We start from the raw sequence: 22,110 nt of genomic DNA on the forward strand, positions 1-22,110 counted from the left end.
CCTTTGGGGCTGCACAGCAGCCCCAAAGCCTGCAGGCTCAAATCGCCACATTGCGCACAAACCGAACAGCCACCACGCCATCGTTACGGTAGGCATACCGGCAGTTACTGGGGAACACATGGAACTGCCCCACCTGCAAGCGATGCTCGACCTCTTCGATGATCAGCGTCAGCTGCCCATCGATCACATAAATCTGCTCGCTCCAGCCTTCGGCATCGGCCTCACTGTGATAGCACTCCCCCGGTGCCAGGGTCCATTCCCAAAGTTCCACCTCGCGCCTTGCCGGGCTGGTGCCCAGCAACACCGCTCGGCTCTGCGGGTGTTCGCCAGCCCACGCCAGCTCTTCAATGCGCCCGGGGTCGCGCAGGTCTGGCGCCTGGATCAGGGTACTGAAAGCCACGCCCAAGGCTTCGGCAATCAGGTCCAATGTGGTCAGGCTGACATTCTTCTCGCCCGCCTCGATCGCGACCAGCATGCGCCGGCTGACCCCTGAACGCTCGGCCAGCGCCGCCTGACTCAAGCCGGCGGCGTTGCGCAGACTGCGCACATTGAGGCTGACATGTTGCAGCACCGATGCCCGGTGCGAAGAATCCTTGTGCACTATATTGCTCACTGGTCAAGATTGCGCAGTATACTGCCCACTTTTGCGGCGATTGTGCGCCGCCCTTTCCGAGTGTGCAAGACCATGAATCAGCCCAGCAGCAAGCCTACCCCTGCCGTCACCTTCCGCCTGAGCAAGGCCGAACTGGTGCTGGTATTCATCACCATGTTGTGGGGCGGCACTTTCCTGTTGGTGCATAACGTAATGACCGTCAGCGGCCCGATGTTCTTCGTCGGCCTGCGTTTTGCGGCAGCCGCGCTGTTCGTTGGTGTGGTCTCGGCGCGAGCGCTGCCCGGCCTGACCTTCACCGAACTGAAGGCCGGCATGCTGATCGGCGTGTCGATCATGCTCGGCTATGGCCTGCAGACCATGGGCCTGCAAACAATCAGCAGCAGCCAGTCAGCGTTCATCACTGCGCTGTACGTCCCGTTCGTGCCGCTGCTGCAGTGGCTGGTGCTGGGGCGGCGGCCTGGCCTGATGCCCAGCATGGGTATCTGCCTGGCATTCATCGGCCTGATGCTGCTGGCCGGGCCGGAAGGCGGCAGCCTGCGTTTCAGCGAGGGCGAACTGGTCACCCTGATCAGCGCCGTGGCCATCGCCGGTGAAATCATTCTGATCAGCCGCTACGCCGGTCAGGTCGATGTGCGCCGGGTTACGGTGGTACAACTTGCGACCGCATCGCTGCTGGCGTTTCTCATGATCGTGCCGACCCAGGAGCGCCTCCCCGACTTCTCCTGGCTGTTGCTTGCCAGCGCAGTGGGCCTGGGCGCAATGAGTGCGGTGATCCAAGTGGCAATGAACTGGGCACAGAAGTCGGTCTCGCCTACCCGCGCCACACTCATCTATGCCGGTGAACCGGTGTGGGCCGGCATCGTCGGGCGTCTGGCTGGCGAGCGCCTGCCTGGCGTGGCGCTACTCGGCGGCCTGCTGATCGTGGTTGCCGTGGTGGTCAGTGAACTCAAGATGCGGCGCCCTCGCGAAACCGTCGAAACACGTGATGTGCAGAACCCTGGCGAAGGCCAGGCGGGGCTATAAAACAGTCAACAGCGGCTATTCTTTGTAAAAAACTGTTATAAAAAAACCGCTTGTCACAGCCGGTTTGTAGGATTCTGCGACAGCTTGCGTGTTGGTGATAAACACCTCGGCACGTATGATTCTTTGCAAACTTCTCCAGAATAGGCCGCTATGTCCTTGATAGTGCTATTGCTTCTGCCGTTCGTGGGCAGTTGCCTGGCAGCTGTGCTGCCGCACAACGCACGTAACGCCGAGTCCATTCTTGCCGGGCTCGTAGCCCTGGTCGGCACCGTCCAGGTAGCACTTCTGTACCCTCAGATTGCCCATGGTGGCGTCATTCGCGAAGAGTTCCTGTGGCTACCCAGCCTGGGGCTGAACCTGGTGTTGCGCATGGACGGCTTTGCCTGGCTGTTCTCGTTGCTGGTACTGGGCATTGGCACGCTGGTATCGCTGTATGCGCGCTACTACATGTCACCGCAAGACCCGGTCCCACGCTTCTTCGCGTTCTTCCTGGCCTTCATGGGCGCCATGCTCGGCCTGGTCATCTCCGGCAACCTGATCCAACTGGTGTTCTTCTGGGAACTGACCAGCCTGTTCTCCTTCCTGCTGATCGGCTACTGGCACCACCGCGCCGACGCCCGTCGCGGCGCCTACATGGCGCTGATGGTAACCGGTGCAGGCGGCTTGTGCCTGTTGGTAGGGGCCCTGCTGCTCGGCCATGTGGTCGGCAGCTATGACCTGGACAAGGTCCTGGCTGCCGGGCATACCATCCGCCAGCATGCGCTTTACCCGGTGCTGCTGCCCCTGATACTCATCGGCGCCCTGACCAAGAGCGCACAGTTTCCCTTCCAGTTCTGGCTGCCCCACGCCATGGCAGCGCCCACACCGGTGTCGGCCTATTTGCACTCGGCCACCATGGTCAAGGCCGGGGTGTTTCTGCTGGCACGCCTGTGGCCGGTACTCTCCGGTAGCGAGGAGTGGTTCTGGATCGTCGGCGGTGCCGGCGCCCTCACCCTGCTGCTTGGCGCTTTCGCCGCCATGTTCCAAAATGACCTCAAGGGCCTGCTGGCCTATTCGACCATCAGCCACCTGGGCCTGATTACCCTGCTGCTGGGCCTTAACAGCCCGCTGGCTGCCGTCGCCGCGGTATTCCACATTCTCAACCATGCCACCTTCAAGGCCTCGCTGTTCATGGCCGCCGGCATCATCGACCACGAGAGCGGCACCCGCGACATTCGCCGCCTCAGCGGCCTGATCCGCCTGGTGCCCTACACCGCGACCCTGGCCATGGTCGCCAGCGCCTCGATGGCCGGCGTGCCGCTGATGAACGGCTTCCTGTCGAAGGAAATGTTCTTTGCCGAAACGGTATTCATCAGTTCCACCGCCTGGGTCGAGGCAACGCTGCCGGTGATCGCCACCCTGGCCGGCACCTTCAGCGTGGCGTACGCCCTGCGTTTTACCGTCGATGTGTTCTTCGGGCCGACGGCCCAGGACCTGCCCCATACCCCGCACGAGCCGCCACGCTGGATGCGTGCTCCGGTGGAGCTGCTGGTGCTCACGTGCCTGGTCGTGGGCATCTTCCCCACCCAGTCGGTCGGCCCCCTGTTGGCCGCTGCGGCCCTGCCGGTGGTTGGCGGCACCCTGCCAGAATACAGCCTGGCCATCTGGCATGGCTGGAACGCGCCAATGATCATGAGCCTGGTCGCCATGAGCGGCGGCATCGTTCTGTACCTGCTGCTGCGCAAACAACTGCGCCTGGGTCGCTTCCCGTACCCGCCCGTGATCGAGCGCTTCAATGGCAAGCGGTTGTTCGAGCACGGCCAGGTTCATCTGATGTTGCTGGCGCGTCGCATCGAACGCCTGTTCACCACCCGGCGGCTGCAGTCGCAGCTGTTCATGCTGGTATTCGCCGCGTTCCTCGCGGGCCTCACGCCGATGCTCCATAGCGGCCTGAGCTGGGGTGATCGCCCGAAGATTCCGGGTTCCGGGGTATTCGTCGCCCTGTGGCTGATCGCCATTGCCTGCGCCATCGGCGCCGCCTATCAGGCCAAGTACCACCGCCTGGCGGCACTGATCATGGTCAGCGTCTGCGGCCTGATGACCTGCATCACCTTCGTCTGGTTCTCTGCGCCCGACCTGGCACTGACCCAGTTGGTGGTGGAAGTGGTCACCACCGTGCTGATCCTGCTCGGCCTGCGCTGGCTGCCACGGCGTATCGAAGGCGTGTCACCGCTGCCGGGTAGCCTGGAGCGCGCGCGCATGCGCCGCCTGCGCGACTTGCTGCTGGCCGTGCTGGTGGGTGGCGGCATGGCCGTGCTGTCGTACGCCATGCTGACCCGGCCCACGCCCAACGACATTTCCTCGTTCTATTTGAGCCGTGCGTTGCCTCAGGGCGGCGGCACCAATGTGGTCAATGTCATGCTGGTCGACTTCCGCGGCTTCGATACCCTCGGTGAAATCACCGTGTTGGTGGCTGTGGCACTGACGGTGTTCGCCCTGCTACGGCGCTTCCGTCCTCCAAAAGAGAGCATGCAGCTGCCGGCGCAACAACGCCAATTGGCGCCGGACGTAGTCACCGACCTGATCAACCCGCGGCATGCCACCGATACCGCGCTGGGCTTCATGATGGTGCCGGCAGCGCTGGTGCGCCTGCTGCTGCCGATCGCCTTGCTGGTGTCGATGTACCTGTTCATGCGCGGGCACAACCAGCCCGGTGGCGGCTTTGTCGCTGGCTTGGTCATGTCGGTGGCGTTCATCCTCCAGTACATGGTGGCCGGCACCCAGTGGGTCGAGGCGCAGATGAGCCTGCGGCCGCTGCGCTGGATGGGTACCGGGCTGCTGTGCGCGACCCTGACCGGGGTCGGCGCCATGCTGCTGGGTTACCCGTTCCTCACCACCCATACCGCCCACTTGCACCTGCCATTGCTGGGTGATGTGCACGTGGCCAGCGCGCTGTTCTTCGATATTGGCGTATTCACCGTCGTGGTCGGCTCGACCCTGCTGATCCTCACAGCCCTGGCGCACCAGTCGGTGCGCGCCTACCGCCCGGGCAACCCGGCAAAAACCAGCCAAGCAGGAGCCGCCTGATGGAAGAAGTGATTGCAGTCGCCATCGGCGTGCTGGCTGCCTCCGGAGTGTGGCTGATCCTGCGCCCGCGTACCTACCAGGTGATCATGGGCCTGTGCCTGCTTTCTTACGGGGTCAACCTGTTCATCTTCAGCATGGGCAGCCTGTTCATCGGCAAGGAGCCAATCATCAAGGATGGCGTTACCCAGGACCTGTTGCATTACACCGACCCGCTGCCACAGGCACTGGTGCTCACCGCCATCGTCATCAGTTTCGCCATGACCGCGCTGTTCCTGGTAGTGCTGCTGGCCTCGCGAGGGCTGACCGGTACCGACCACGTGGATGGCCGGGAGCGTGACGAATGAGTGATATCAGTCAACTGATTGTCGCCCCCATCCTGCTGCCGCTGATCACGGCGGCGATGATGTTGCTGCTGGGTGAAAAGCACAGGCACATCAAAGCCAGGCTGAACCTGCTGTCCACCTTCTCCGGCCTGGTGATCGCGGTCTGTCTGCTGCTGTGGGTGCGCACCCAGGGCCAGGCAGCGTCGATCGGCGTGTACCTGCCGGGCAACTGGCCGGCGCCATTCGGCATCGTGCTGGTGGTGGACCACCTGTCCGCGCTCTTGCTGACCCTGACCGGGGTCATCGGTTTCAGCGCGCTGCTATTTGCCCGTGCCCGCTGGGACGGTGCAGGGGCCAGCTTCCATGCGCTGTTCCAGATCCAGCTGATGGGGCTGTACGGCGCCTTCCTCACCGCCGACCTGTTCAACCTGTTCGTCTTCTTCGAAGTGCTGCTGGCCGCCTCCTATGGCCTGCTGCTGCATGGTTCGGGGCGTGCGCGGGTGCGCGCCGGCCTGCACTACATCGCTATCAACCTGTTCGCCTCGTCGCTGTTCCTGATCGGCGCAGCGATGCTGTATGGCGTGACCGGTACCCTGAACATGGCGGACCTGGCGCTGAAGATTCCACTGGTACCGGAGGCCGACCGTGGCCTGCTGCATGCCGGCGCGGCAATCCTGGCCATGGCCTTCCTGGTCAAGGCCGGTATCTGGCCGCTGAACTTCTGGCTGGTGCCAGCTTACGCGTCTGCCAGCGCGCCGGTGGCTGCACTGTTCGCCATCATGACCAAAGTCGGCCTGTACGCCGTGCTGCGCCTGTGGACATTACTGTTCTCCGGGCAGGCCGGGGCCTCGGCGCATTTCGGCGGCGAATGGCTGGTTTACGGCGGCCTGGTTACCCTGGCGGTGGCAGCGGTATCAATCCTGGCGGCACAGCGCCTGGAGCGTATGGCGGCACTCAGTATCCTGGTCTCGGCCGGCACGCTGCTGGGTGCGGTGGGTTTTGCCCAGGCGGCTCTGACCGGCGCGGCGCTGTTCTATCTGGTCAACTCGACCCTTGCGCTGTGCGCACTGTTCCTGCTCGCCGAACTGGTCGAACGCTCGCGCTCGGCCAATGAAGCGCCACTGGACGACGAAGAAGACGCCATGCCGCCGCCACTGGAATCGCTGCACCCGCCCAAGGGCATCAACCTCGACGATGAACAGCAGGTGGTAATCGGCCAGATCATCCCGTGGACCATGGCCTTCCTCGGCCTCAGCTTCATCGCCTGTGCGCTACTGATCATCGGCATGCCGCCGCTGTCGGGCTTTGTCGGCAAGCTCAACCTGATCAGTGCGCTGTTCAATCCACTGGGCCTCGGCGTACCGGTCGAGCAGCCCCTGAGTGCCGCCGGCTGGGGCCTGGTGGCGTTGCTGATCCTGTCCGGCATGGCCTCGCTGATCGCCTTCGGCCGCGTCGGCATCCAGCGTTTCTGGAAGCCCGAAGAGCGCCCGTCCCCGGTGCTGCGGCGCTATGAATGCCTGCCCATTGTCATCTTGCTCGGCCTGTGCCTCATCCTCAGCTTCAAGGCCGAGCCGTTGCTGCGCTACACCCAGGACACTGCCGCCAGCCTGCAGGCCCCCGATGCCTATATCGACGCCGTGATGGCCGCCCGGCCGATTCCTGGCCCCACCTCGCGCGACGTACAGGTGCAGCCATGAACCGACTGTTCCCCGCCCCACTGCTATCGGTCTCGCTGTTCGGCCTGTGGCTGCTGCTGAACCTCTCGGTCAGCCCTGGCAACCTGCTGCTGGGCGCCGCACTTGGCATACTGGCGCCACTGTTGATGGCGCCCCTGCGTCCGCAGCATGCACACGTACGGCGCCCCCTGGTCATCGCCCGCCTGATCGTCCGGGTCGGCATCGATGTGATCAGCTCCAACCTGCTGGTAGCCCGTGGTGTGCTGCGGGCCGGCAAGCAGCCGCCACGCTCTGCGTTCGTTCACATACCACTGGCATTGCGTGACCCCCACGGCCTGGCAGCGCTGTCGATGATCACCACGGTGGTGCCTGGCACCGTCTGGTCCGAACTGGCACTGGACCGCAGTGTGCTGTTGCTGCATGTGTTTGAGCTGGACGATGAAGCGGCCTTCATACAGCACTTCAAGGACACTTACGAACGCCCGCTTATGGAGATTTTCCAATGACAGGCCTGCTCGCCAATGCCGTCCTCGCCAGCCTGTTCATCTTCGCCCTGGCCATGGGCCTGGCGTTGATCCGGCTGTTCCGTGGCCCGTCCGCCCAAGACCGCGTGCTGGCCCTGGACTACCTGTACATCCTGGCCATGCTCACCATGTTGGTGCTGGGTATCCGTTATGCCAGTGACACCTACTTCGAAGGGGCCCTGCTGATTGCACTGTTCGGTTTTGTCGGCTCGTTTGCCTTGGCCAAGTTTCTGCTGCGCGGTGAGGTGATCGAATGACTGAAGCCCTGGTACTGCCATTCTGGCTGGAGCTGGTCACCGCCGCGCTACTGCTTACCGGCAGCCTGTTCGCCTTGGTCGGTGCTATAGGCCTGGTACGCCTGAAAGACTACTTCCAGCGCATGCACCCGCCAGCGCTGGCCTCGACCCTTGGTGCCTGGTGCGTTGCACTGGCCTCGATCATCTACTTTTCGTGGCTCAAGGGCACCCCTGTGCTACACGCGTGGCTGATTCCGATCCTGCTGTCGATCACCGTGCCGATTACCACGCTGTTGCTGGCGCGGGCGGCGCTGTTTCGCAAACGCATGTCCAAAGAGCCGGTGCCTGAAGAGGTCAGCAGCGGCCGAGACCGTGGCAATTGAAGGTTTGCCGTCTCAACCTTGGCTGAGGCGCTGCAACTCGCGCCGGACCATGGCGGCATATGGCGGCGGGCTGAGGCGATAGAGCTCAGCCGCCACCCAAGTCAACCAGGCGCCTTGCAGCTTTTCACGTCCGGCCAGCAAACGTTCTGCCTCAGCCACGGCATCTGCCTGGTGCTGCCGATGAAACTCGGCCCGCGAGGCTGGTGTGTCGTCACTGTCGGTCATTCACTGGCCTTGAAGGTGGTCAGTTCACCCTTGCGCCATTTGGCGACCTTGCCAGTCACTGCTTTAAGCAACTTGCCCAGGCCTTCCTGCACTTGCTGCTGCGCGGCGAATACCAGCATCACGCCATGGCCTTCACGAAACACGATACCCTCGCCTTCCGGCACAGAAACGAAGGCGTAGTCGCCCACGCCATACACATTCAACTTGATTTCGCGAAAGCGCATTTCCAGCTTGCCACCTTCGCGGCTGGGCAATACGGCAGCACGAAAGTGGTCGCCGACTTTCAGTTCAAGGCGCTGCTTGTCATCGACCACCAGTGCACTCTCGGTGTCGATTTCGGCCATGTACAGGCCTTCAGGACTCTGTTCGGTGACATAGATGAAGCGGCCCTGAAACAGTTGGGCCAATTTACCGCGCAAGTCGCCCAGGGCGAACAACGCATGCGTATCAAGTGTGCTGACTGCCAATGAAGTAATCCTCAACCGGTTACAACCCGCCCTCACCCAAGCTCGGGGAGGCACGGCCATTTCTTATCGATAGGCAAAAAGAGTAATAAAGCGATATGCGAAATGTCTGTGCTCGCTGACGATGCAGCGTGCAGGAATCTTTACTCTGGTTTGCCAGACTCGCCCTCAACCGAAGGCGTTTGGCTCATTCCCGGCTTGGGAAGCGTGATGCCTGAAATCACTTGCCAGAAATCGCAACCAATGGCGTGAGCCTGCAAGAAGACAAGCCCTGGCATCCATGTGCGCATTACTGTAGGACAAATATGCCCGAAAACACCGAAACCCGTCGAGAGGCAATAAACATTTTCAGGCAGCCAGGCCTTTCTTCAGTTGCAGTTGCCAGGCAGCCTGACACTCAAGCGCTTCTTCGCGCGTGGCGAAGGCGGTGCCGCGGCGCTCGCCGTTGACCAGCACGACCCAGCAAATGCGCTTGCCCAGCGCCTGTAAGGTGGCCGGCACACCCGACCCTATCATCACAGCCACATCGACTCGGCTATTCATCATTCCCTCCGGAATTTAATTAGCACCCTAACGATAAAGCCATGATACGCCCGACAGTGACGCGGAAACAGCGCATCCCGGTACATCAGTGTTTCGTAAGGCGTAACAAAAACGGTATCGACGAGAAACGCAAAAAGCCCCAGGAATTGCTTCGAGGGGCTTGCACCACGCGCGGGTTTATACCTGACGCTGGTGGCGGTCGAGCTGCTCGTGGCGCTCCTGGGCTTCGATGCAGTACTTGGTGGTCGGGCTGATCAGCAAGCGCTTCAGGCCGATAGGCTCACCACTGTCATCGCACCAGCCGAAGCTTTCGTCGGCAATACGGTCCAGGGCCATTTCCAGCTGTGGCAGCAGGCGCTGGTCGCGGTCGATGGCATTTACCAGCCAGCTACGTTCTTCTTCGACCGAAGCCACGTCGGCGGGGTCTGACGGGGTGTCCAGGCCTTCGATGGTGGTGCGGCTGAGTTCGATGCGTTCATGGGTTTCGACTTTCATCGCCTGCAGCAGCTCAGTAAAGAAGGCAAGCTGGTCGGCGTTCATGTAGTCATCGGCCGACATGGCCAGCAACTGTTCCTTGGTCATCGATTTCTCTATGAAAAAATGTGCATTTGGGCGATTCATGTGCCGTCGATGCCTATGCATCGCTAGCGGAATTCTTCAAGCGCCAACCGGCACTCTTTTACAGGGGGCGGCAGTCTAAGGCGCCACGCCGCGTGGAGCAACTGCAAATGGGTGCGAATTTGCTTCCACTGCTCACAATCCGCTGGTCGGCACCCCAGCTCAGCTGCAGGGCCAGTAGTAAACTGAGATTCTGGCAGTGCCCATCCACCTGCTGTTGCTGTTGCCGTTGCTGTTGCTGTTGCCGTTGATCTTGATCTTGATCTTCGCGACTTCAGGAGGCCGAACGCAGGCCTTGCGGAGGCAGGTGACGGGCATGGATGCCCGTCAAGCGCTGAGGCCCCAGGATGGGGCCTTCGGCGCGGTCCTGCCGGGAGCAAGGCCGGAGTGAGGGGACCCCGGAGCGCAGCGCAGGGGCCGGATGATGGGAGCGCAGCGTTTTTTGGTTACTTTTTGTCGCGTTTGACAAAAAGTGACTCGCCGTAAGGGCGAAAAGGTGAGTCAACGTCGCCATCGCAAATGGACTTGTTCGCTGAGTCAAAACAGACGAGTTTGCTTCTTGCTTCTTGCTTCTTGCTTCTTGCTTCTTGCTTCTTGGATGTGGGCATTCACATCGAGTAGGTATTCATTCACGCAGGTGGCGCACAGTCACCTTTCCGCCCTTACGGCGGGTCACTTTTTGTCAAACGCGACAAAAAGTAACCATGGGCCTGCCCCGTGACAACGGACGCCAAGAAGCGATACTTACATCGCTATCTTGGAGGTTGTCATGTACCCAACCACTCGCCGCAATTACACCGATGAGTTCAAGATTCAGGCCGTTGCGCTGGCTGAAATGCTTGGCAGGACGGAAGCTGCTCGCCAGCTGGAGATGTCTGTGAAGACGTTGGACAACTGGGTCAACGCTTCCCGCAACGGCCAGCCGTTGAGCTCTCCTGACCGTCGCGCAATCACCAGAGAGGACAGCGAGTTAGCACGATTGCGAGCCGAGAACGCCGAGCTGAAACTGGAGCGTGAAATCCTAAAAAAGGCGGCGGTATTCTTTGCCAAAGAGTCCAGGTGAGATACGCCTTCGTCGCTGAAGAACGGGCTCAGTTCCCGGTGCGTCTGTTGTGCCGGGTAATGGGTGTCTCGGTTTCAGGGTTTTACGACTATCAGCATCGCCAAGGCCGTCCAGATCCGGATGCACAAATACGCATCGATCTACACAAGGTTTACGCGGCTAGCCGCAAGACCTATGGCCGACCACGGCTAGTCGAGGCGCTAAGGCAGCAGGCCTATGCGGTAGGTCATAAGCGCGTTGATCGGCTGATGCATGAAGAGCACATACAAGGCCGATCCAAGGGCGGTTTCAGGCCGTGCACCACCGACAGTCACCATGCGCTGCCAGTGGCGAGCAATTTATTGGGTCGTCAGTTCTCCGTTCAAAGCTCCACCCCAGCCTGGGTCAGTGATATCACTTACATCGCTACGAAAGAGGGCTGGCTTTATCTGGCAGTGGTACTGAGCATCCAAACCCGCCAAGTGCTGGGTTACAGCCTGGCGGACAGGATGCCTGACGACTTGGTCGAGCGCGCTTTCATGAACGCTTGGAACGCATGTTTGGGCGTCTACGGAGTGATTTTCCATTCCGACCAAGGGCGCCAGTACGCGAGCAGCAGGTTTCGTCTCGCTTTGGCCAAGAAGGGCTTCGCGCAAAGCATGAGTCGGAGAGGAAACTGCTGGGATAACGCCGTAGCTGAGAGTTTCTTCGCTACATTGAAGAGAGAGGAAGCCTGCGCGGTCTACCCCACAAAGAAACAGGCTCACCTGGCAATTGCCAGCTACATCCATGGGTTCTACAACAGCTGTCGACTGCATTCAGCACTGGGTTACCGTTCACCGAACGAATACGCAAAAGGCTTAAGGCAGTTGGCTCTGTAGCCAGCTTCTTGGCGTCCGCTGTCACGGGGCAGGCCCACCAAAACCGTCGGCTCCCATCATCCGGCCCCTACGCTACGCTCCGGGGTTCCCTCGCTACGGTCTTGCTCCCGGGAGTACGCGCTGCAGGCCCCATCCATGGGGCCTCAGCGCTTGACGGGCATCCATGCCCGTCACCTCCCTTCGCAAGCCCTACGCTCGGCCTCCTGAAGTCGCAATCTGCGTCGTCTGAACTATCGCGCGCTTAGAAGCAAAAGCCACAGCAACGGCAACGGCAACGGCAACGGCAACGGCAACGGCAACGAACCGAGTCTGATCAACGGTCCTTGAACTGTGCCTCACGCTTGGCGATGAATGCGGCCATGCCTTCTTTCTGGTCTTCGGTGGAGAACGCCGCATGGAAGACCCGACGCTCAAAGCGAACCCCCTCGCTGAGGGTGACTTCAAATGCTCGGTTGACGCTCTCCTTGACCATCATGCTCACCGGAATCGACTTGCTGGCAATGGTCGCCGCCACCTTCAGCGCCTCTTCCACCAGCTCTGCCTGCGGCACGATCCGCGCCACCAAACCTGCACGCTCGGCTTCTTCCGCGCCCATCAGGCGGCCGGTCAGGCAAAGCTCCATGGCCTTCGCCTTGCCCACCGCACGCGTCAGGCGCTGGGTACCGCCCATGCCCGGCAGCACGCCCAGGTTGATTTCCGGTTGACCAAATTTGGCATTGTCCGCCGCGAGGATAAAGTCGCACATCATCGCCAACTCACAGCCGCCGCCCAGGGCAAATCCAGACACTGCAGCAATGATCGGCTTACGGCGATTGGCAATACGGTCGGCGTCGCTGAACAGGTCGTCGACGTAGATCTGCGGGTATTGCAGCTCAGCCATTTCCTTGATGTCGGCGCCAGCGGCAAAGGCTTTGGCCGAGCCTGTCAGCACCACGCAGCCGATGTTCGGGTCGCGCTCAAGCTGGTCCAAGGCCTGGTTGATCTCACCGACAATCTGCGCGTTCAGCGCATTGAGCGCCTGCGGGCGGTTGAGGGTGATCAAGCCGACCTTGCCGTGGATGTCCAACAGGATGGTTTCGAATGCCATGCAGTCTGCTCCTTCAAAGATTGCGCGCAATGACCATGCGCTGAATGTCGCTGGTGCCTTCGTAGATCTGGCAAACCCGAACGTCGCGGTAGATCCGCTCCAGCGGGAAGTCACTCAGATAGCCATAACCACCCAGGGTCTGCAAGGCATCCGAACAGACCTTTTCGGCCATTTCCGAGGCGAACAGCTTGGCCATCGACGCTTCCACCAGCGCCGGACGCCCCGCATCACGAAGGGCAGCGGCGTGCAATACCATCTGCCGGGCAACGGAAACTTTCGTTGCCATGTCAGCCAGGCGAAACGCCACGGCCTGGTGCTCGATCAGCGGTTTGCCAAAGCTTTGGCGCTCGTTGGCATAGTCGCGCGCCACTTCGAACGCCGCGCGGGCCATACCCACCGCTTGCGAGGCGATGCCGATACGGCCGCCTTCAAGATTGGCCAGGGCGATCTTGTAGCCTTCACCCTCCGCACCCAGCCGGTTGGCCACTGGCACGTGCACATTGTCGAAAACGATCTGGCAGGTGTCGGAGGCGTGCTGGCCGAGTTTGTCCTCGACCCGCGCTACCTGGTAGCCCGGCGAATCGGTCGGCACGATGAAGGCGCTGATGCCACGCTTGCCGGCCTCCGGGTCGGTGACTGCAAACACGATCACGACGCCGGCGTTCTGCCCCGAGGTAATGAACTGCTTGCTGCCATTGAGCACGTAATGGTCGCCCTCCAGGCGTGCACGGGTCTTCAGGCTGCTGGCATCAGAGCCAGCCTGCGGCTCGGTCAGGGCGAAAGCACCGAGCATCGCACCTGTCGCCAGCGGGGTGAGGAATTGCTGTTTCTGCTGCTCGTTGCCGAAGCGCAGAATCGGCACGCAACCCACCGAGTTGTGCACGCTCATGATGGTCGAGCAGGCGCCATCACCCGCAGCGATTTCCTCCAGCGCCATGGCATAGGCCACATAACCCGTGTCGCTGCCACCCCACTGCTCGGGCACCAGCATGCCGAACAGGCCCAGTTCGGCCATTTCGTCGATGGCCTCTTTCGGAAAGCGATGGTCCTTGTCCCATTGCTCGGCAAACGGCTTCAGGCGCTCCTGGGCGAAAGCACGTACCGCGTCGGCGATCTGTTGTTGCTCGTCATTTACCAGCATGGTTCACCTCAGTACAGGCATTCAACAGCCATGGCCGTGGCCTCGCCACCGCCGATGCAGATGGCCGCCACACCCCGACGCAGATTGTTCTGGCGCAAGGCCGACAACAGGGTGACCAGAATACGTGCGCCAGAAGCGCCGATCGGGTGACCGAGGGCGCAGGCGCCGCCGTGGATATTGACCTTGTCGTGTGGCAGGTCGAGGTGTTTCATGGCCGCCAGGGTGACCACGGCGAAGGCCTCGTTTATCTCGAACAGGTCGACTTCGGCCAGGTTCCAGCCGGTGCGTTTCATCAGTTTGTCGATCGCGCCGATCGGGGCGGTCGGGAACAGCGCCGGGGTGTCGGCAAAGGCGGCGTGGCCGTGGATGACGGCCAATGCCTTGAGGCCACGTTTGTCGGCCTCGGAGCGGCGCATCAGCACCAGCGCCGCAGCACCGTCGGAAATCGAACTGGCGTTGGCCGCCGTCACGGTGCCGCCTTCACGAAACGCCGGTTTGAGCTGCGCAATCTTGTCCAGGCGTGCCTTGGGCGGCTGCTCGTCATCCTTGATGACGCGCTTTTCCTTGCCCTCGGTGACTTCCACCGGCACGATCTCGGCGGCAAAACGGCCGCTGCTGATGGCTTCCTGCGCTCGGGTCAGCGAGGCGATGGCGAACTGGTCCTGGGCCTCGCGGCTGAAAGAATTGGCCTGGGCACAGTCCTCGGCAAAGGTGCCCATCAGGCGGCCTTTGTCGTAGGCGTCTTCGAGGCCGTCCATGAACATGTGGTCGATGATCTTGCCGTGGCCCATGCGGTAGCCGCCACGGGCTTTGTCCAGCAGGTACGGCGCGTTGGTCATGCTTTCCATGCCACCCGCCACTACCACGTCTGCGGTGCCGGCCAGCAGCAGGTCATGGGCCATGATCGCGGCTTGCATACCCGAGCCGCACATCTTGTTCAGGGTGGTGCAGGTGGTGTGCTTGTCCAGCCCGGCGCCTAACGCGGCCTGGCGTGCCGGCGCCTGGCCCTGGCCGGCCGGCAGCACGCAGCCGAACAGTACCTGCTCGACACAGGCGGCATCGATGCCGGCACGTTCCACGGCACCACGAATGGCGGCGCTGCCCAGTTGCGGCGCAGTCAGGCTCTTGAGGTCGCCCTGCAACCCGCCCATGGGCGTGCGCACGGCGCTGACGATAACGATGGGGTCATTGGCGAGGGTCATGTTCGCTCTCCTTACTTGGCAGCCATGCGCAGCGCACCGTCGAGGCGGATGACCTCACCGTTGAGCATGCTGTTCTCGATGATGTGGCGGGCCAGCGCGGCGTATTCCTGCGGGCGGCCCAAGCGGGGCGGGAACGGTACGCCGGCAGCCAGTGAAGCACGTACCTCATCGCTCATGCCGGCCATCATAGGGGTTTCAAAGATGCCCGGAGCGATGGTCATCACGCGGATGCCGAAGCGTGCCAGTTCGCGCGCAGCCGGCAAGGTCAGGCTGGCAATGGCCCCCTTGGAGGCAGCGTAGGCGGCCTGGCCAATCTGGCCGTCATAGGCGGCAATGGAGGCCGTGTTGATGATGACCCCTCGCTCGCCGCTCTCATCGGCAGCCCCTTCGGCCATGGCCGCCGCCGCCAGACGCAACAGGTTGAAGCTGCCGATCAGGTTGACGTTGATGACCTTGGCGAAGCTGGCCAGGCCATGCGGGCCCTGCTTGCCCAGCACCTTCTCGGCACCGACGATGCCGGCACAATTGACCAACCCATGCAAGCTGCCAAAGGCACTGACAGCTGCATCGACAGCCGACTGGGCTGCCTGCTCGTCACTGATATCAGCCACGGCGAAACGGGCGTTGTCGCCCAGCTCGCGGGCCTTGGCTTCGACAGCCTGGGCATTGAGGTCGACCAGCATGACCTTGGCGCCAGCCTCGACCAGCATCTGTGCAGTCGCGGCACCCAGCCCGGAAGCGGCGCCGCTGACGATGAAATGTTTATTGGCGATGTGCATGAGTACTTTCCTTTCAGACGCTGACAGGGGTGGCCTGTTGCGCTTGTTGTTTGGCGACTTCCTGGTTGCGCAGGATGAAGCGTTGCAGCTTGCCGCTCGGGGTCTTGGGCAGCTCGCTGACGAATTCGATTTCCCTGGGGTAGGCATGCGCGTAGAGGCGCTGGCGCACGTGCTGGCGCAAGGTTTCTTCCAGCTCGACGCTGCCGGCGTAGCCGCTGGCCAATACCACGAACGCCTTGATCAGCTCGGTGCGCTCCGGGTCGGGCTTGCCGATCACCGCGGCCTCGATCACCGCCGGGTGCTCGATCAACGCGCTTTCCACATCGAACGGCCCCACCCGGTAACCGGAGGTGGTGATCACGTCGTCGCTACGGCCAACGAAGCTGATGCTGCCATCCGGGTTCAGCTCGACAGTGTCGCCGCTGAGGTAGTACTTGCCGACGAAGGCTTTGGTCGGCAGGCCGTGGTAACCGCCGAACCAGCACAGCGGCGACTGCTCGCGGTCAACGGCGAGGATGCCTGGCTGGCCGGCTGGCCGCTCGTTGCCCTGCTCGTCCAGCACCACGATGCGGTGACCGGGGATGGCATAGCCGGCAGAGCCCAGGTGCACCGGGTGCTGCAGACCATGGTGATTGCACAGCACCATGCCCAGTTCGGTCTGCCCGTAGTGATCGTGAATGGTCACGCCCAGCTCGTCGGCGAACCAGCGGATCACCTCGGGGTTAAGCGGTTCGCCGGCACTGCTGACCACCCGCAGACGACCCTTGATCGGTGCCGAGAAATCTTTGCCCGCCGCGATCAGCAAGCGATACGCGGTGGGCGAGCCGGCCAGGTTGGTGATGCCCAGCTTGTCGATCACCCGGGCGCAGCTCTCGACACTGAACGGGCCATCGTAGAACGTGGTGGCATGCCCCAGCGACAATGGGCCGGTAACGGCGTAATACAAGCCGTACGCCCAACCCGGGTCGGCTAGGTTCCAGAAGTTGTCCTCGGGCAGCAGCTCGATGGCATCACGCATGTAGCCCTGAAACGCGACGATCGCACGCAGTGGCACTTCCAGGGGTTTTGCCGGGCCAGTGGTTCCAGAAGTGAACATCAGCAGGAATGGATCGTTGCCTGAGCGCATCACCGGCTCACATACGTCCGCTGCGCGCTCCAGGCATTGCTGGAAGTCCAGCTCACCACTGCGGGCCTTGACAGTGATGATGGTCGGGCAGACGTGCACTTCGTCCAGCTTGGCGCGGTTGTGGCTATCGGTGACTATCACTCGGGCATGGGATTGCTCAAGCCGGTGCTCGATGGCCTTGGGGCCGAACGCGGTGAACAAGGGCTGGTAAACCGCCCCGAGGCGCCAGGTAGCGAGGATGGTCACCAACAGTTCGGGGGTGCGCGGCATCAAGCCGGCAACCCGGTCGCCTGCGCCTACCCCCTGCGCCTTTAGCACATTGGCGAACCGGGCAGCCTGCACCTGAAGCTGATCGAAGCTATAGCGCGCGCTGTTACCATCGCGGTCTTCATGAATCAGTGCCAGCTTGCCGTCACCGGCATGGCGGTCACAGCATTCGACACAGGCATTAAGGGCTTCAAGGTTGCCGTGCAATGCCGCCACAACGGCCTGGTCATGGTCAAACGTGCGAGCGGCCTCGGCGTAATCGCGCATCATCGGACTCCTGGTTTCTTGTTTTTGGAGTTGAAGCATCGGTCCGACGATGTTCGCGCCGCTCATGCGCGGCGGCAATGGCCAAAGCTGTCAATCTGGATGACTGGTTTGGCCGCCGCCCATCACCCCTCTGCGCGCTCGGCTGCACGCAGGTAGGACTGGGTGAGCCCTGCGACCAGGCGCTCGATGTCGAGATCCTGCTGTGCCTGCAGCCGGTGTAGTTGCTGCTCGAAGGCCGCCGGCGCCAAGACAGGACGTTGAGCCTGCAGCTCAAGCGTGCGCCGCGTGTAGTCCGCACTGAGGGCATCGAACATTTGGTCATGTTGCTGGCGCAGGTAACGTCGCCAGAACGCGCGCTGGCTCAGGCTATCGGTCAGGCCCTCGATGGTCTGCGCGCGCGTAACCCGCAGGAACGCATCCTCTATCTGGGCCTGTGTCAGCGCGACAGCTTCGGGATAGCGCATGGCATATGGCTGGTTGGGCAGCTGCAACCGGCTACGAAGTTGCACCCTGTAAGCCAGCCCCAATGCCAACTGGTCAATATGTTCACTGGCAGCCAGACGCTGCCGGCCATCCTGGTAGGCAATCCCTTCCAGTTGATCCAGCCGGAACAGTTGCCTACCCAGTTCGAGCAGCTCTCCCCTGCTTTCAGGGTTGGCTGCGGCGGCTTCTGCCTGCGCCTGCCTCACCGATACTTGCAGTGCACTGAAGTGACTGGCAACGGCGTCCGAACATGACAGTGGCAGGCCGGCCTGCTCGAAGATCCGCCGGCACAGCACCGGGTCGCCGTCCAGCGTAGCCAGCAGTGTCCATACGCCGTCAACCAGCGCATCACGCCCTTCACCCGCTTCGCTGTAGTCCGCTGTCATCTCCAGGCGAGCCAACAACCTGAACAACCCGCTGCTACCCGCTTGCTCCAGCAACCGCAGCCACACGCCCTCCCGCTCGGCCTGAACCGTCGCATCCGTATGGCCTACCCAACGCGTACGGGCCCTGACCAGGTCAACTGAACCCAACTGCTCAGGGGAGTGCCGGTGCTCTTCGATCACATCGAGTGCATACAACCCTCTTTGCTGCATGACCGACAAGGGGTTGTTTTCTATCAGAATGGCGCGTCGAAATGCATAAGGCATCAGCTGGATCTCGGTGGGCACTTCGCGGAGTTGATTGTTGCGCAGGTCAGCACACTCGAGTAGACCACAGAGCTCCAGGCGACGCGGCCAACTGCCCAGGCGACAATGACGCAGGTTCAGGCTAGTCAGCCGAGAAAGTTGATGAAAGCTCATGTCCAGCGCTTCCAGCCGGTTATGGCTGAGATCAAGATGCGCAAGGTTGGACAAACCATGCAAAACGCCGATCGCCTGGGCATCGAGGCGTATCTCGTTATGCGCCAACCGAAGCGATTGAAGATTCGGTAAATGGGCAATGCCTGTTGGTAGACGCATCAACGCGTTGTTGTTGAGGTTCAGGTGCGTCAGGGCAGTGAAGGGGCGAAGGAAGTCGACCGGTATGTCAGTAATCCGGGTGTCGTTCACGCTCAGCAGGGTAATGCGATGGAAATCGATGTTCGGCGGCAGTGCCGGCAGTGTGCGCAAACTCAAACCGCTCATCGACAAGCGCTGCCCTTGTGTTTGCCCCTCGCCGGCCGAAACAGGCTCGCCCTGCAGTCGCCAGACTCGCAGGATGCTATCGGCCGTCAACCTGCGGGCGGCGCGTCGACCCTCCTGCAACTCGGCACCGACCCAGCGATTCAGGTACAGCACCAGTTGGTCATGGGCTTCCTGCAGTTCTACCAGGCGCTCGAAGACTGGCTGCGGGCCTTGTTGCACACGCGCCAGCTCCACATCGAGCGCGGCCTCGTCCAGGCCAGGATAAAGCGACCGTAGCTGGTCACGAATGATCGCCCGCTCATCTCTGGGTGCAGCGCCAGGGCGGCCACTGAGCGGGTATCCCACGCGCCCATCGTCCATGCGACGCCCTGGATTGAGCCTGGCCTGCTCCTCTGGCCAGCCGAGCATGCGCGCGATATCCCAATGGGAAGCGGGTAACCGCGCCAGAAGTTTCTCACGCAATTGGCTCGCCGCAGCACTGCCCACCAGTTGCATCGCTGCGCGCTGCTCTGATGTCAGTGCGGCAAAAAGCGCCTCGAAGATACATCCAGGCTCGTCAGCGATAAGCACGTGTGGCACACCTGACCCGTTGTAGATCAGAAACCTGCCTTCATGCCGGACCACTATTCTTCTTGCCTCGGTTCGCCCGCCGCTACCGAGGCGCCTGATAGACCGACCATCCAGCCCGCTGTCACGCAAGTCGAGGTCAAGTTGCTCGAGTTCGAAGCTATCCAGCAACGCAAGGGCCAACTCGCCGGTGACATCACTGTACGCTGTGCTCAGATACAATCCCGCCAGCCCCCGGCTCAGGCGAGCCAGACGCAAGAGCGAACGGGCGTTCTTCGCGCACGGCAATGGCAGCCGCCGCTCGACCCGCGCCATTTGGTGCTCAAGCTCATGCGCTTGGCCGGTTACTTCATTTATGTAGGCCGAAGGCAAACCCGGAAAGTCCCGCTTTACCAACATGCTCAGCGGGTCTGCTGCAAGTGACTGCTCTGTCAGGTGGGCAAACAATTGCGGCCGCAACCCGGCCTCATGCACCCGGATCTGTTCCAGTCCGGCGCCCACGTCTGGCCTTGCTTCACACCAGGCCAGCAGTTCACTGTCCGATGGCACCAACGCCTTCAGTCGAACACGCTCGAAAAACGTTTGAATGCGTGCATGCGCCTGGAAGGCGCGCAAGGTTTGGCCAAGACTCACCGGCGCCGGGCGATTCTCCACGAGAACGCCGCGCAACAAATCTGCATCGATACCTGCCACCCGCATGATCTGCTCGGCCTGATGTGCGTCGACAGGGGAATGCTGTGGCCATAATGCATCCAGCATGCGAGCAGGCGCCCGCCAGCTGAGTGGTTGCTCACGCATCAGCTGCCAGCCACGCTCACCATTGTGCAACACGACCGGCCCGTAGCCGCCCTCACTCGCTACATGGCGCAGGCGATAGGGGCCATCGGCGATAGGCTGATGCACTTCGAAGTTGCGCCCATCGATACGGACCCAGCGGCGGCCCACCTCGCCATAGCGTCCCTCTTCAAACAGGTCGATAGCGCCCGGCAGTGATCGATAATTCCTGGCGTTGAACTGCCACAGGCGACCGCGCCCATTCCCAAGGCTTACCGGCTCCAGGCCCGCGACAAACGCACTGCGCACAAAACTGACACCCGCCACCGTCGCAGCGGTAGCCGCCAAGGTTTCGGCAACCCCCAGCAGATGCTGCAGCGCTTCGTGTTGGTGCCCTCTCGACCAATCCCGTGTCCCTTCGAACACTTCAGCGCACGTCTGGGCAACCACCTGACCCAGCAGCACGCCGCCCACAGCCGGGATGAACAAGCCGGCGAGGTTTACCAGGTCCAGACCTGCCGCTTTCCACTCAGCGTGTCTGGCGCTTACCGCCAGGCTATCAGCGTCGGCAGTCGGTACCAGCAGCAACCGGGCATCTTCCTTGGCCCGTTGCACTTGCCGAGTCGCCAGTTGCGTGAAGATCCCTCCTTCAGGAGTTTCACCCTCAAGCTCCAGGTCCGGCAGCTTGTCTTTCAAGCGCTTGCCGAGGGTACTGACAAAACCTGCACGGTGCTCAAGGCTGATGAGCTGTGTGAAGTACTGCCAGTAACCGGGATCTGGCAACAACATCGCCACGGTACTGTTCATGGAGGCGGCATTATCGAAGAACCGCAATGCCTGCCGGGGATCACCAGGCAGGTAAAGTACGATGCCCCGTTCATTTCCCGTCTTGTCTTGCAGGTGGATCAGCAAGCCATCGACCACAGGTTTCCCTAGTGCCCTCAGCAGCATGGGTTTGCCTTCAAGCCCTTGTTGTCGCTGCTCCTGACCGTGGTCCACCAGCTCGCGCAGTGCAAGCTGCACATCGACGCTTATGTTTCCCTGCAAAGCCGCAAGCTCGGTCGCCAGCTTCAGCCCCGAACGTTTGTCTTCAGCCAGCACCGCCTGGGTAGCTGGCTGGAAGATCCTTTGCAACGCGTCCTGATAGCACTGACCAACGTCCAGATTGCGACAGGCCGTAATCAATGCTTCCAGCGATGCATTCAATGGTTTATCGCTGCCTGGCAAAACCAGCCCCGTGCCCTCGTAGTAGCGGGTATTCGCAGCAAAGTTGCGCATCAGCCGCAGTAACCCGTTTTCACGCGCCTGGCTGTACCCGTATGTCTGTTGCAAGGTACCTGGCAGTGTGCCGAAGCGCGGCGCTACCCGCAGCCATTCGAGCTGGGCAAATACCTGCCCGTCCGGCAACGGTGCATCCAGCAAAGCCGCCAGGTGCTTCTCGGCAAACTGCTGGAGCGACAGTAACTCAAGCGTCAGGCCACTCAAGCGTGCCTGGCTGGCGTGGTGCGCGTTCAGGCTGGTGCGCAGGGTGTTGATCTGGCCCCGTGACGCGCGTTTGAGCCACTCAGGTAATCGGGCACCGATGAATGGGTCATGGTCAGTCGCATTGATAATCATGGTGGGTTCCACAGCTATTTGACGAAGCCAACCATGTTGTTCAAATGCCGGACCAG

Annotated in this window: 20 protein-coding genes; 9 read left to right on the plus strand and 11 right to left on the minus strand. The window is 61.8% G+C overall.

Going from position 1 to position 22,110, the window contains the following annotated elements:
* Positions 1 to 37 precede the first annotated feature (37 nt).
* A complete protein-coding gene (locus tag LMH93_RS18245) occupies positions 38 to 601 on the minus strand; it encodes a helix-turn-helix domain-containing protein (protein ID WP_003250134.1) in 564 nt (187 codons plus the stop codon).
* 84 nt (positions 602 to 685) lie between these two features.
* Here LMH93_RS18245 and LMH93_RS18250 point away from each other — a divergent pair, with 84 nt between their 5' ends.
* The 7 genes from LMH93_RS18250 to LMH93_RS18280 all read left to right on the plus strand — a co-directional run bounded on the left by LMH93_RS18250 (position 686) and on the right by LMH93_RS18280 (position 7,844).
* The gene (locus LMH93_RS18250; protein WP_070096890.1) at positions 686 to 1,636 is read left to right on the plus strand and encodes a DMT family transporter; all 951 of its coding nucleotides are present in this window, start codon (positions 686 to 688) and stop codon (positions 1,634 to 1,636) included.
* Between the two features lie 150 nt (positions 1,637 to 1,786).
* A complete protein-coding gene (locus LMH93_RS18255) occupies positions 1,787 to 4,702 on the plus strand; it encodes a monovalent cation/H+ antiporter subunit A (protein WP_003250131.1) in 2,916 nt (971 codons plus the stop codon).
* Complete coding sequence (locus LMH93_RS18260; protein WP_003250128.1) at positions 4,702 to 5,046, plus strand: Na+/H+ antiporter subunit C; 345 nt, start codon at positions 4,702 to 4,704, stop codon at positions 5,044 to 5,046. The genes LMH93_RS18255 and LMH93_RS18260 overlap by 1 nt, the downstream gene beginning before the upstream one ends.
* Complete coding sequence (locus tag LMH93_RS18265; RefSeq protein WP_004577151.1) at positions 5,043 to 6,722, plus strand: monovalent cation/H+ antiporter subunit D; 1,680 nt, start codon at positions 5,043 to 5,045, stop codon at positions 6,720 to 6,722. The genes LMH93_RS18260 and LMH93_RS18265 overlap by 4 nt, the downstream gene beginning before the upstream one ends.
* A complete protein-coding gene (locus LMH93_RS18270) occupies positions 6,719 to 7,207 on the plus strand; it encodes a Na+/H+ antiporter subunit E (protein ID WP_161775355.1) in 489 nt (162 codons plus the stop codon). The genes LMH93_RS18265 and LMH93_RS18270 overlap by 4 nt, the downstream gene beginning before the upstream one ends.
* A complete protein-coding gene (locus LMH93_RS18275; protein WP_003250109.1) occupies positions 7,204 to 7,482 on the plus strand; it encodes a K+/H+ antiporter subunit F in 279 nt (92 codons plus the stop codon). The genes LMH93_RS18270 and LMH93_RS18275 overlap by 4 nt, the downstream gene beginning before the upstream one ends.
* Positions 7,479 to 7,844, plus strand: coding sequence for a Na+/H+ antiporter subunit G (locus LMH93_RS18280; RefSeq protein WP_003250107.1), 366 nt, complete (start codon positions 7,479 to 7,481; stop codon positions 7,842 to 7,844). The genes LMH93_RS18275 and LMH93_RS18280 overlap by 4 nt, the downstream gene beginning before the upstream one ends.
* A 12-nt stretch (positions 7,845 to 7,856) precedes the next feature.
* Here LMH93_RS18280 and LMH93_RS18285 read toward each other — a convergent pair whose 3' ends face one another.
* The 4 genes from LMH93_RS18285 to LMH93_RS18300 all read right to left on the minus strand — a co-directional run bounded on the left by LMH93_RS18285 (position 7,857) and on the right by LMH93_RS18300 (position 9,658).
* Positions 7,857 to 8,069 (minus strand): hypothetical protein, encoded by a 213-nt coding sequence (locus LMH93_RS18285; protein ID WP_143496056.1) that lies wholly within the window; start codon positions 8,067 to 8,069, stop codon positions 7,857 to 7,859.
* A complete protein-coding gene (locus LMH93_RS18290) occupies positions 8,066 to 8,536 on the minus strand; it encodes a hypothetical protein (protein ID WP_003250101.1) in 471 nt (156 codons plus the stop codon). The genes LMH93_RS18285 and LMH93_RS18290 overlap by 4 nt, the downstream gene beginning before the upstream one ends.
* Positions 8,537 to 8,881: 345 nt before the next feature.
* A complete protein-coding gene (locus LMH93_RS18295) occupies positions 8,882 to 9,076 on the minus strand; it encodes a hypothetical protein (protein WP_003250100.1) in 195 nt (64 codons plus the stop codon).
* Between the two features lie 177 nt (positions 9,077 to 9,253).
* Positions 9,254 to 9,658 carry a TraR/DksA family transcriptional regulator gene (locus LMH93_RS18300; protein ID WP_003250099.1) on the minus strand — a complete coding sequence of 135 codons (405 nt, stop codon included), beginning with the start codon at positions 9,656 to 9,658 and terminating at the stop codon, positions 9,254 to 9,256.
* Between the two features lie 805 nt (positions 9,659 to 10,463).
* On the opposite strand from LMH93_RS18300, the gene LMH93_RS18305 reads away from it, so the two are divergent.
* Together LMH93_RS18305 and LMH93_RS18310 are read left to right on the plus strand one after the other, a co-directional pair.
* Entirely contained in the window at positions 10,464 to 10,757 is a 294-nt protein-coding gene (locus tag LMH93_RS18305) for a transposase (protein WP_230064436.1), read from the plus strand.
* Complete coding sequence (locus tag LMH93_RS18310; protein WP_004577668.1) at positions 10,754 to 11,617, plus strand: IS3 family transposase; 864 nt, start codon at positions 10,754 to 10,756, stop codon at positions 11,615 to 11,617. Before LMH93_RS18305 ends, LMH93_RS18310 begins: the two co-directional genes overlap by 4 nt.
* Before the next feature lie 313 nt (positions 11,618 to 11,930).
* On the opposite strand, the gene LMH93_RS18315 is transcribed toward LMH93_RS18310, so the two are convergent.
* The 6 genes from LMH93_RS18315 to LMH93_RS18340 form a co-directional block, all read right to left on the minus strand.
* On the minus strand, positions 11,931 to 12,704 hold the full coding sequence (locus LMH93_RS18315; RefSeq protein WP_003250095.1) for an enoyl-CoA hydratase: 774 nt from the start codon (positions 12,702 to 12,704) through the stop codon (positions 11,931 to 11,933).
* 13 nt (positions 12,705 to 12,717) lie between these two features.
* Entirely contained in the window at positions 12,718 to 13,845 is a 1,128-nt protein-coding gene (locus tag LMH93_RS18320) for an acyl-CoA dehydrogenase (RefSeq protein ID WP_003250094.1), read from the minus strand.
* Between the two features lie 8 nt (positions 13,846 to 13,853).
* Positions 13,854 to 15,047: an acetyl-CoA C-acyltransferase gene (locus tag LMH93_RS18325; RefSeq protein WP_014859318.1), complete on the minus strand. Its 1,194-nt coding sequence runs from the start codon at positions 15,045 to 15,047 to the stop codon at positions 13,854 to 13,856.
* A gap of 11 nt (positions 15,048 to 15,058) precedes the next feature.
* Positions 15,059 to 15,826, minus strand: a complete 768-nt coding sequence (locus tag LMH93_RS18330) for an SDR family NAD(P)-dependent oxidoreductase (RefSeq protein ID WP_003250091.1) — start codon at positions 15,824 to 15,826, stop codon at positions 15,059 to 15,061.
* Between the two features lie 13 nt (positions 15,827 to 15,839).
* Positions 15,840 to 17,486 carry an acyl-CoA synthetase gene (locus LMH93_RS18335; RefSeq protein WP_064614126.1) on the minus strand — a complete coding sequence of 549 codons (1,647 nt, stop codon included), beginning with the start codon at positions 17,484 to 17,486 and terminating at the stop codon, positions 15,840 to 15,842.
* Positions 17,487 to 17,608: 122 nt separating this feature from the next.
* The gene (locus LMH93_RS18340) at positions 17,609 to 22,054 is read right to left on the minus strand and encodes an NEL-type E3 ubiquitin ligase domain-containing protein (RefSeq protein ID WP_185280155.1); all 4,446 of its coding nucleotides are present in this window, start codon (positions 22,052 to 22,054) and stop codon (positions 17,609 to 17,611) included.
* Positions 22,055 to 22,110: the final 56 nt, after the last annotated feature.

The organism is Pseudomonas sp. CIP-10 (assembly GCF_020911845.1).
In the GTDB taxonomy this organism is placed as follows: Bacteria; Pseudomonadota; Gammaproteobacteria; order Pseudomonadales; family Pseudomonadaceae; genus Aquipseudomonas; species Aquipseudomonas alloputida.

What these genes read in the sequence shown, in the direction of transcription:
- LMH93_RS18250 (WP_070096890.1), top strand. Translation starts at nt 686, where the DNA reads ATGAATCAGCCCAGCAGCAAGCCTACCCCTGCCGTCACCTTCCGCCTG.
- LMH93_RS18255 (WP_003250131.1), top strand. Translation starts at nt 1,787, where the DNA reads ATGTCCTTGATAGTGCTATTGCTTCTGCCGTTCGTGGGCAGTTGCCTG.
- LMH93_RS18260 (WP_003250128.1), top strand. Translation starts at nt 4,702, where the DNA reads ATGGAAGAAGTGATTGCAGTCGCCATCGGCGTGCTGGCTGCCTCCGGA.
- LMH93_RS18265 (WP_004577151.1), top strand. Translation starts at nt 5,043, where the DNA reads ATGAGTGATATCAGTCAACTGATTGTCGCCCCCATCCTGCTGCCGCTG.
- LMH93_RS18270 (WP_161775355.1), top strand. Translation starts at nt 6,719, where the DNA reads ATGAACCGACTGTTCCCCGCCCCACTGCTATCGGTCTCGCTGTTCGGC.
- LMH93_RS18275 (WP_003250109.1), top strand. Translation starts at nt 7,204, where the DNA reads ATGACAGGCCTGCTCGCCAATGCCGTCCTCGCCAGCCTGTTCATCTTC.
- LMH93_RS18280 (WP_003250107.1), top strand. Translation starts at nt 7,479, where the DNA reads ATGACTGAAGCCCTGGTACTGCCATTCTGGCTGGAGCTGGTCACCGCC.
- LMH93_RS18285 (WP_143496056.1), bottom strand. Translation starts at nt 8,069, where the DNA reads ATGACCGACAGTGACGACACACCAGCCTCGCGGGCCGAGTTTCATCGG.
- LMH93_RS18295 (WP_003250100.1), bottom strand. Translation starts at nt 9,076, where the DNA reads ATGAATAGCCGAGTCGATGTGGCTGTGATGATAGGGTCGGGTGTGCCG.
- LMH93_RS18300 (WP_003250099.1), bottom strand. Translation starts at nt 9,658, where the DNA reads ATGACCAAGGAACAGTTGCTGGCCATGTCGGCCGATGACTACATGAAC.
- LMH93_RS18305 (WP_230064436.1), top strand. Translation starts at nt 10,464, where the DNA reads ATGTACCCAACCACTCGCCGCAATTACACCGATGAGTTCAAGATTCAG.
- LMH93_RS18315 (WP_003250095.1), bottom strand. Translation starts at nt 12,704, where the DNA reads ATGGCATTCGAAACCATCCTGTTGGACATCCACGGCAAGGTCGGCTTG.
- LMH93_RS18320 (WP_003250094.1), bottom strand. Translation starts at nt 13,845, where the DNA reads ATGCTGGTAAATGACGAGCAACAACAGATCGCCGACGCGGTACGTGCT.
- LMH93_RS18325 (WP_014859318.1), bottom strand. Translation starts at nt 15,047, where the DNA reads ATGACCCTCGCCAATGACCCCATCGTTATCGTCAGCGCCGTGCGCACG.
- LMH93_RS18330 (WP_003250091.1), bottom strand. Translation starts at nt 15,826, where the DNA reads ATGCACATCGCCAATAAACATTTCATCGTCAGCGGCGCCGCTTCCGGG.
- LMH93_RS18335 (WP_064614126.1), bottom strand. Translation starts at nt 17,486, where the DNA reads ATGCGCGATTACGCCGAGGCCGCTCGCACGTTTGACCATGACCAGGCC.
- LMH93_RS18340 (WP_185280155.1), bottom strand. Translation starts at nt 22,054, where the DNA reads ATGATTATCAATGCGACTGACCATGACCCATTCATCGGTGCCCGATTA.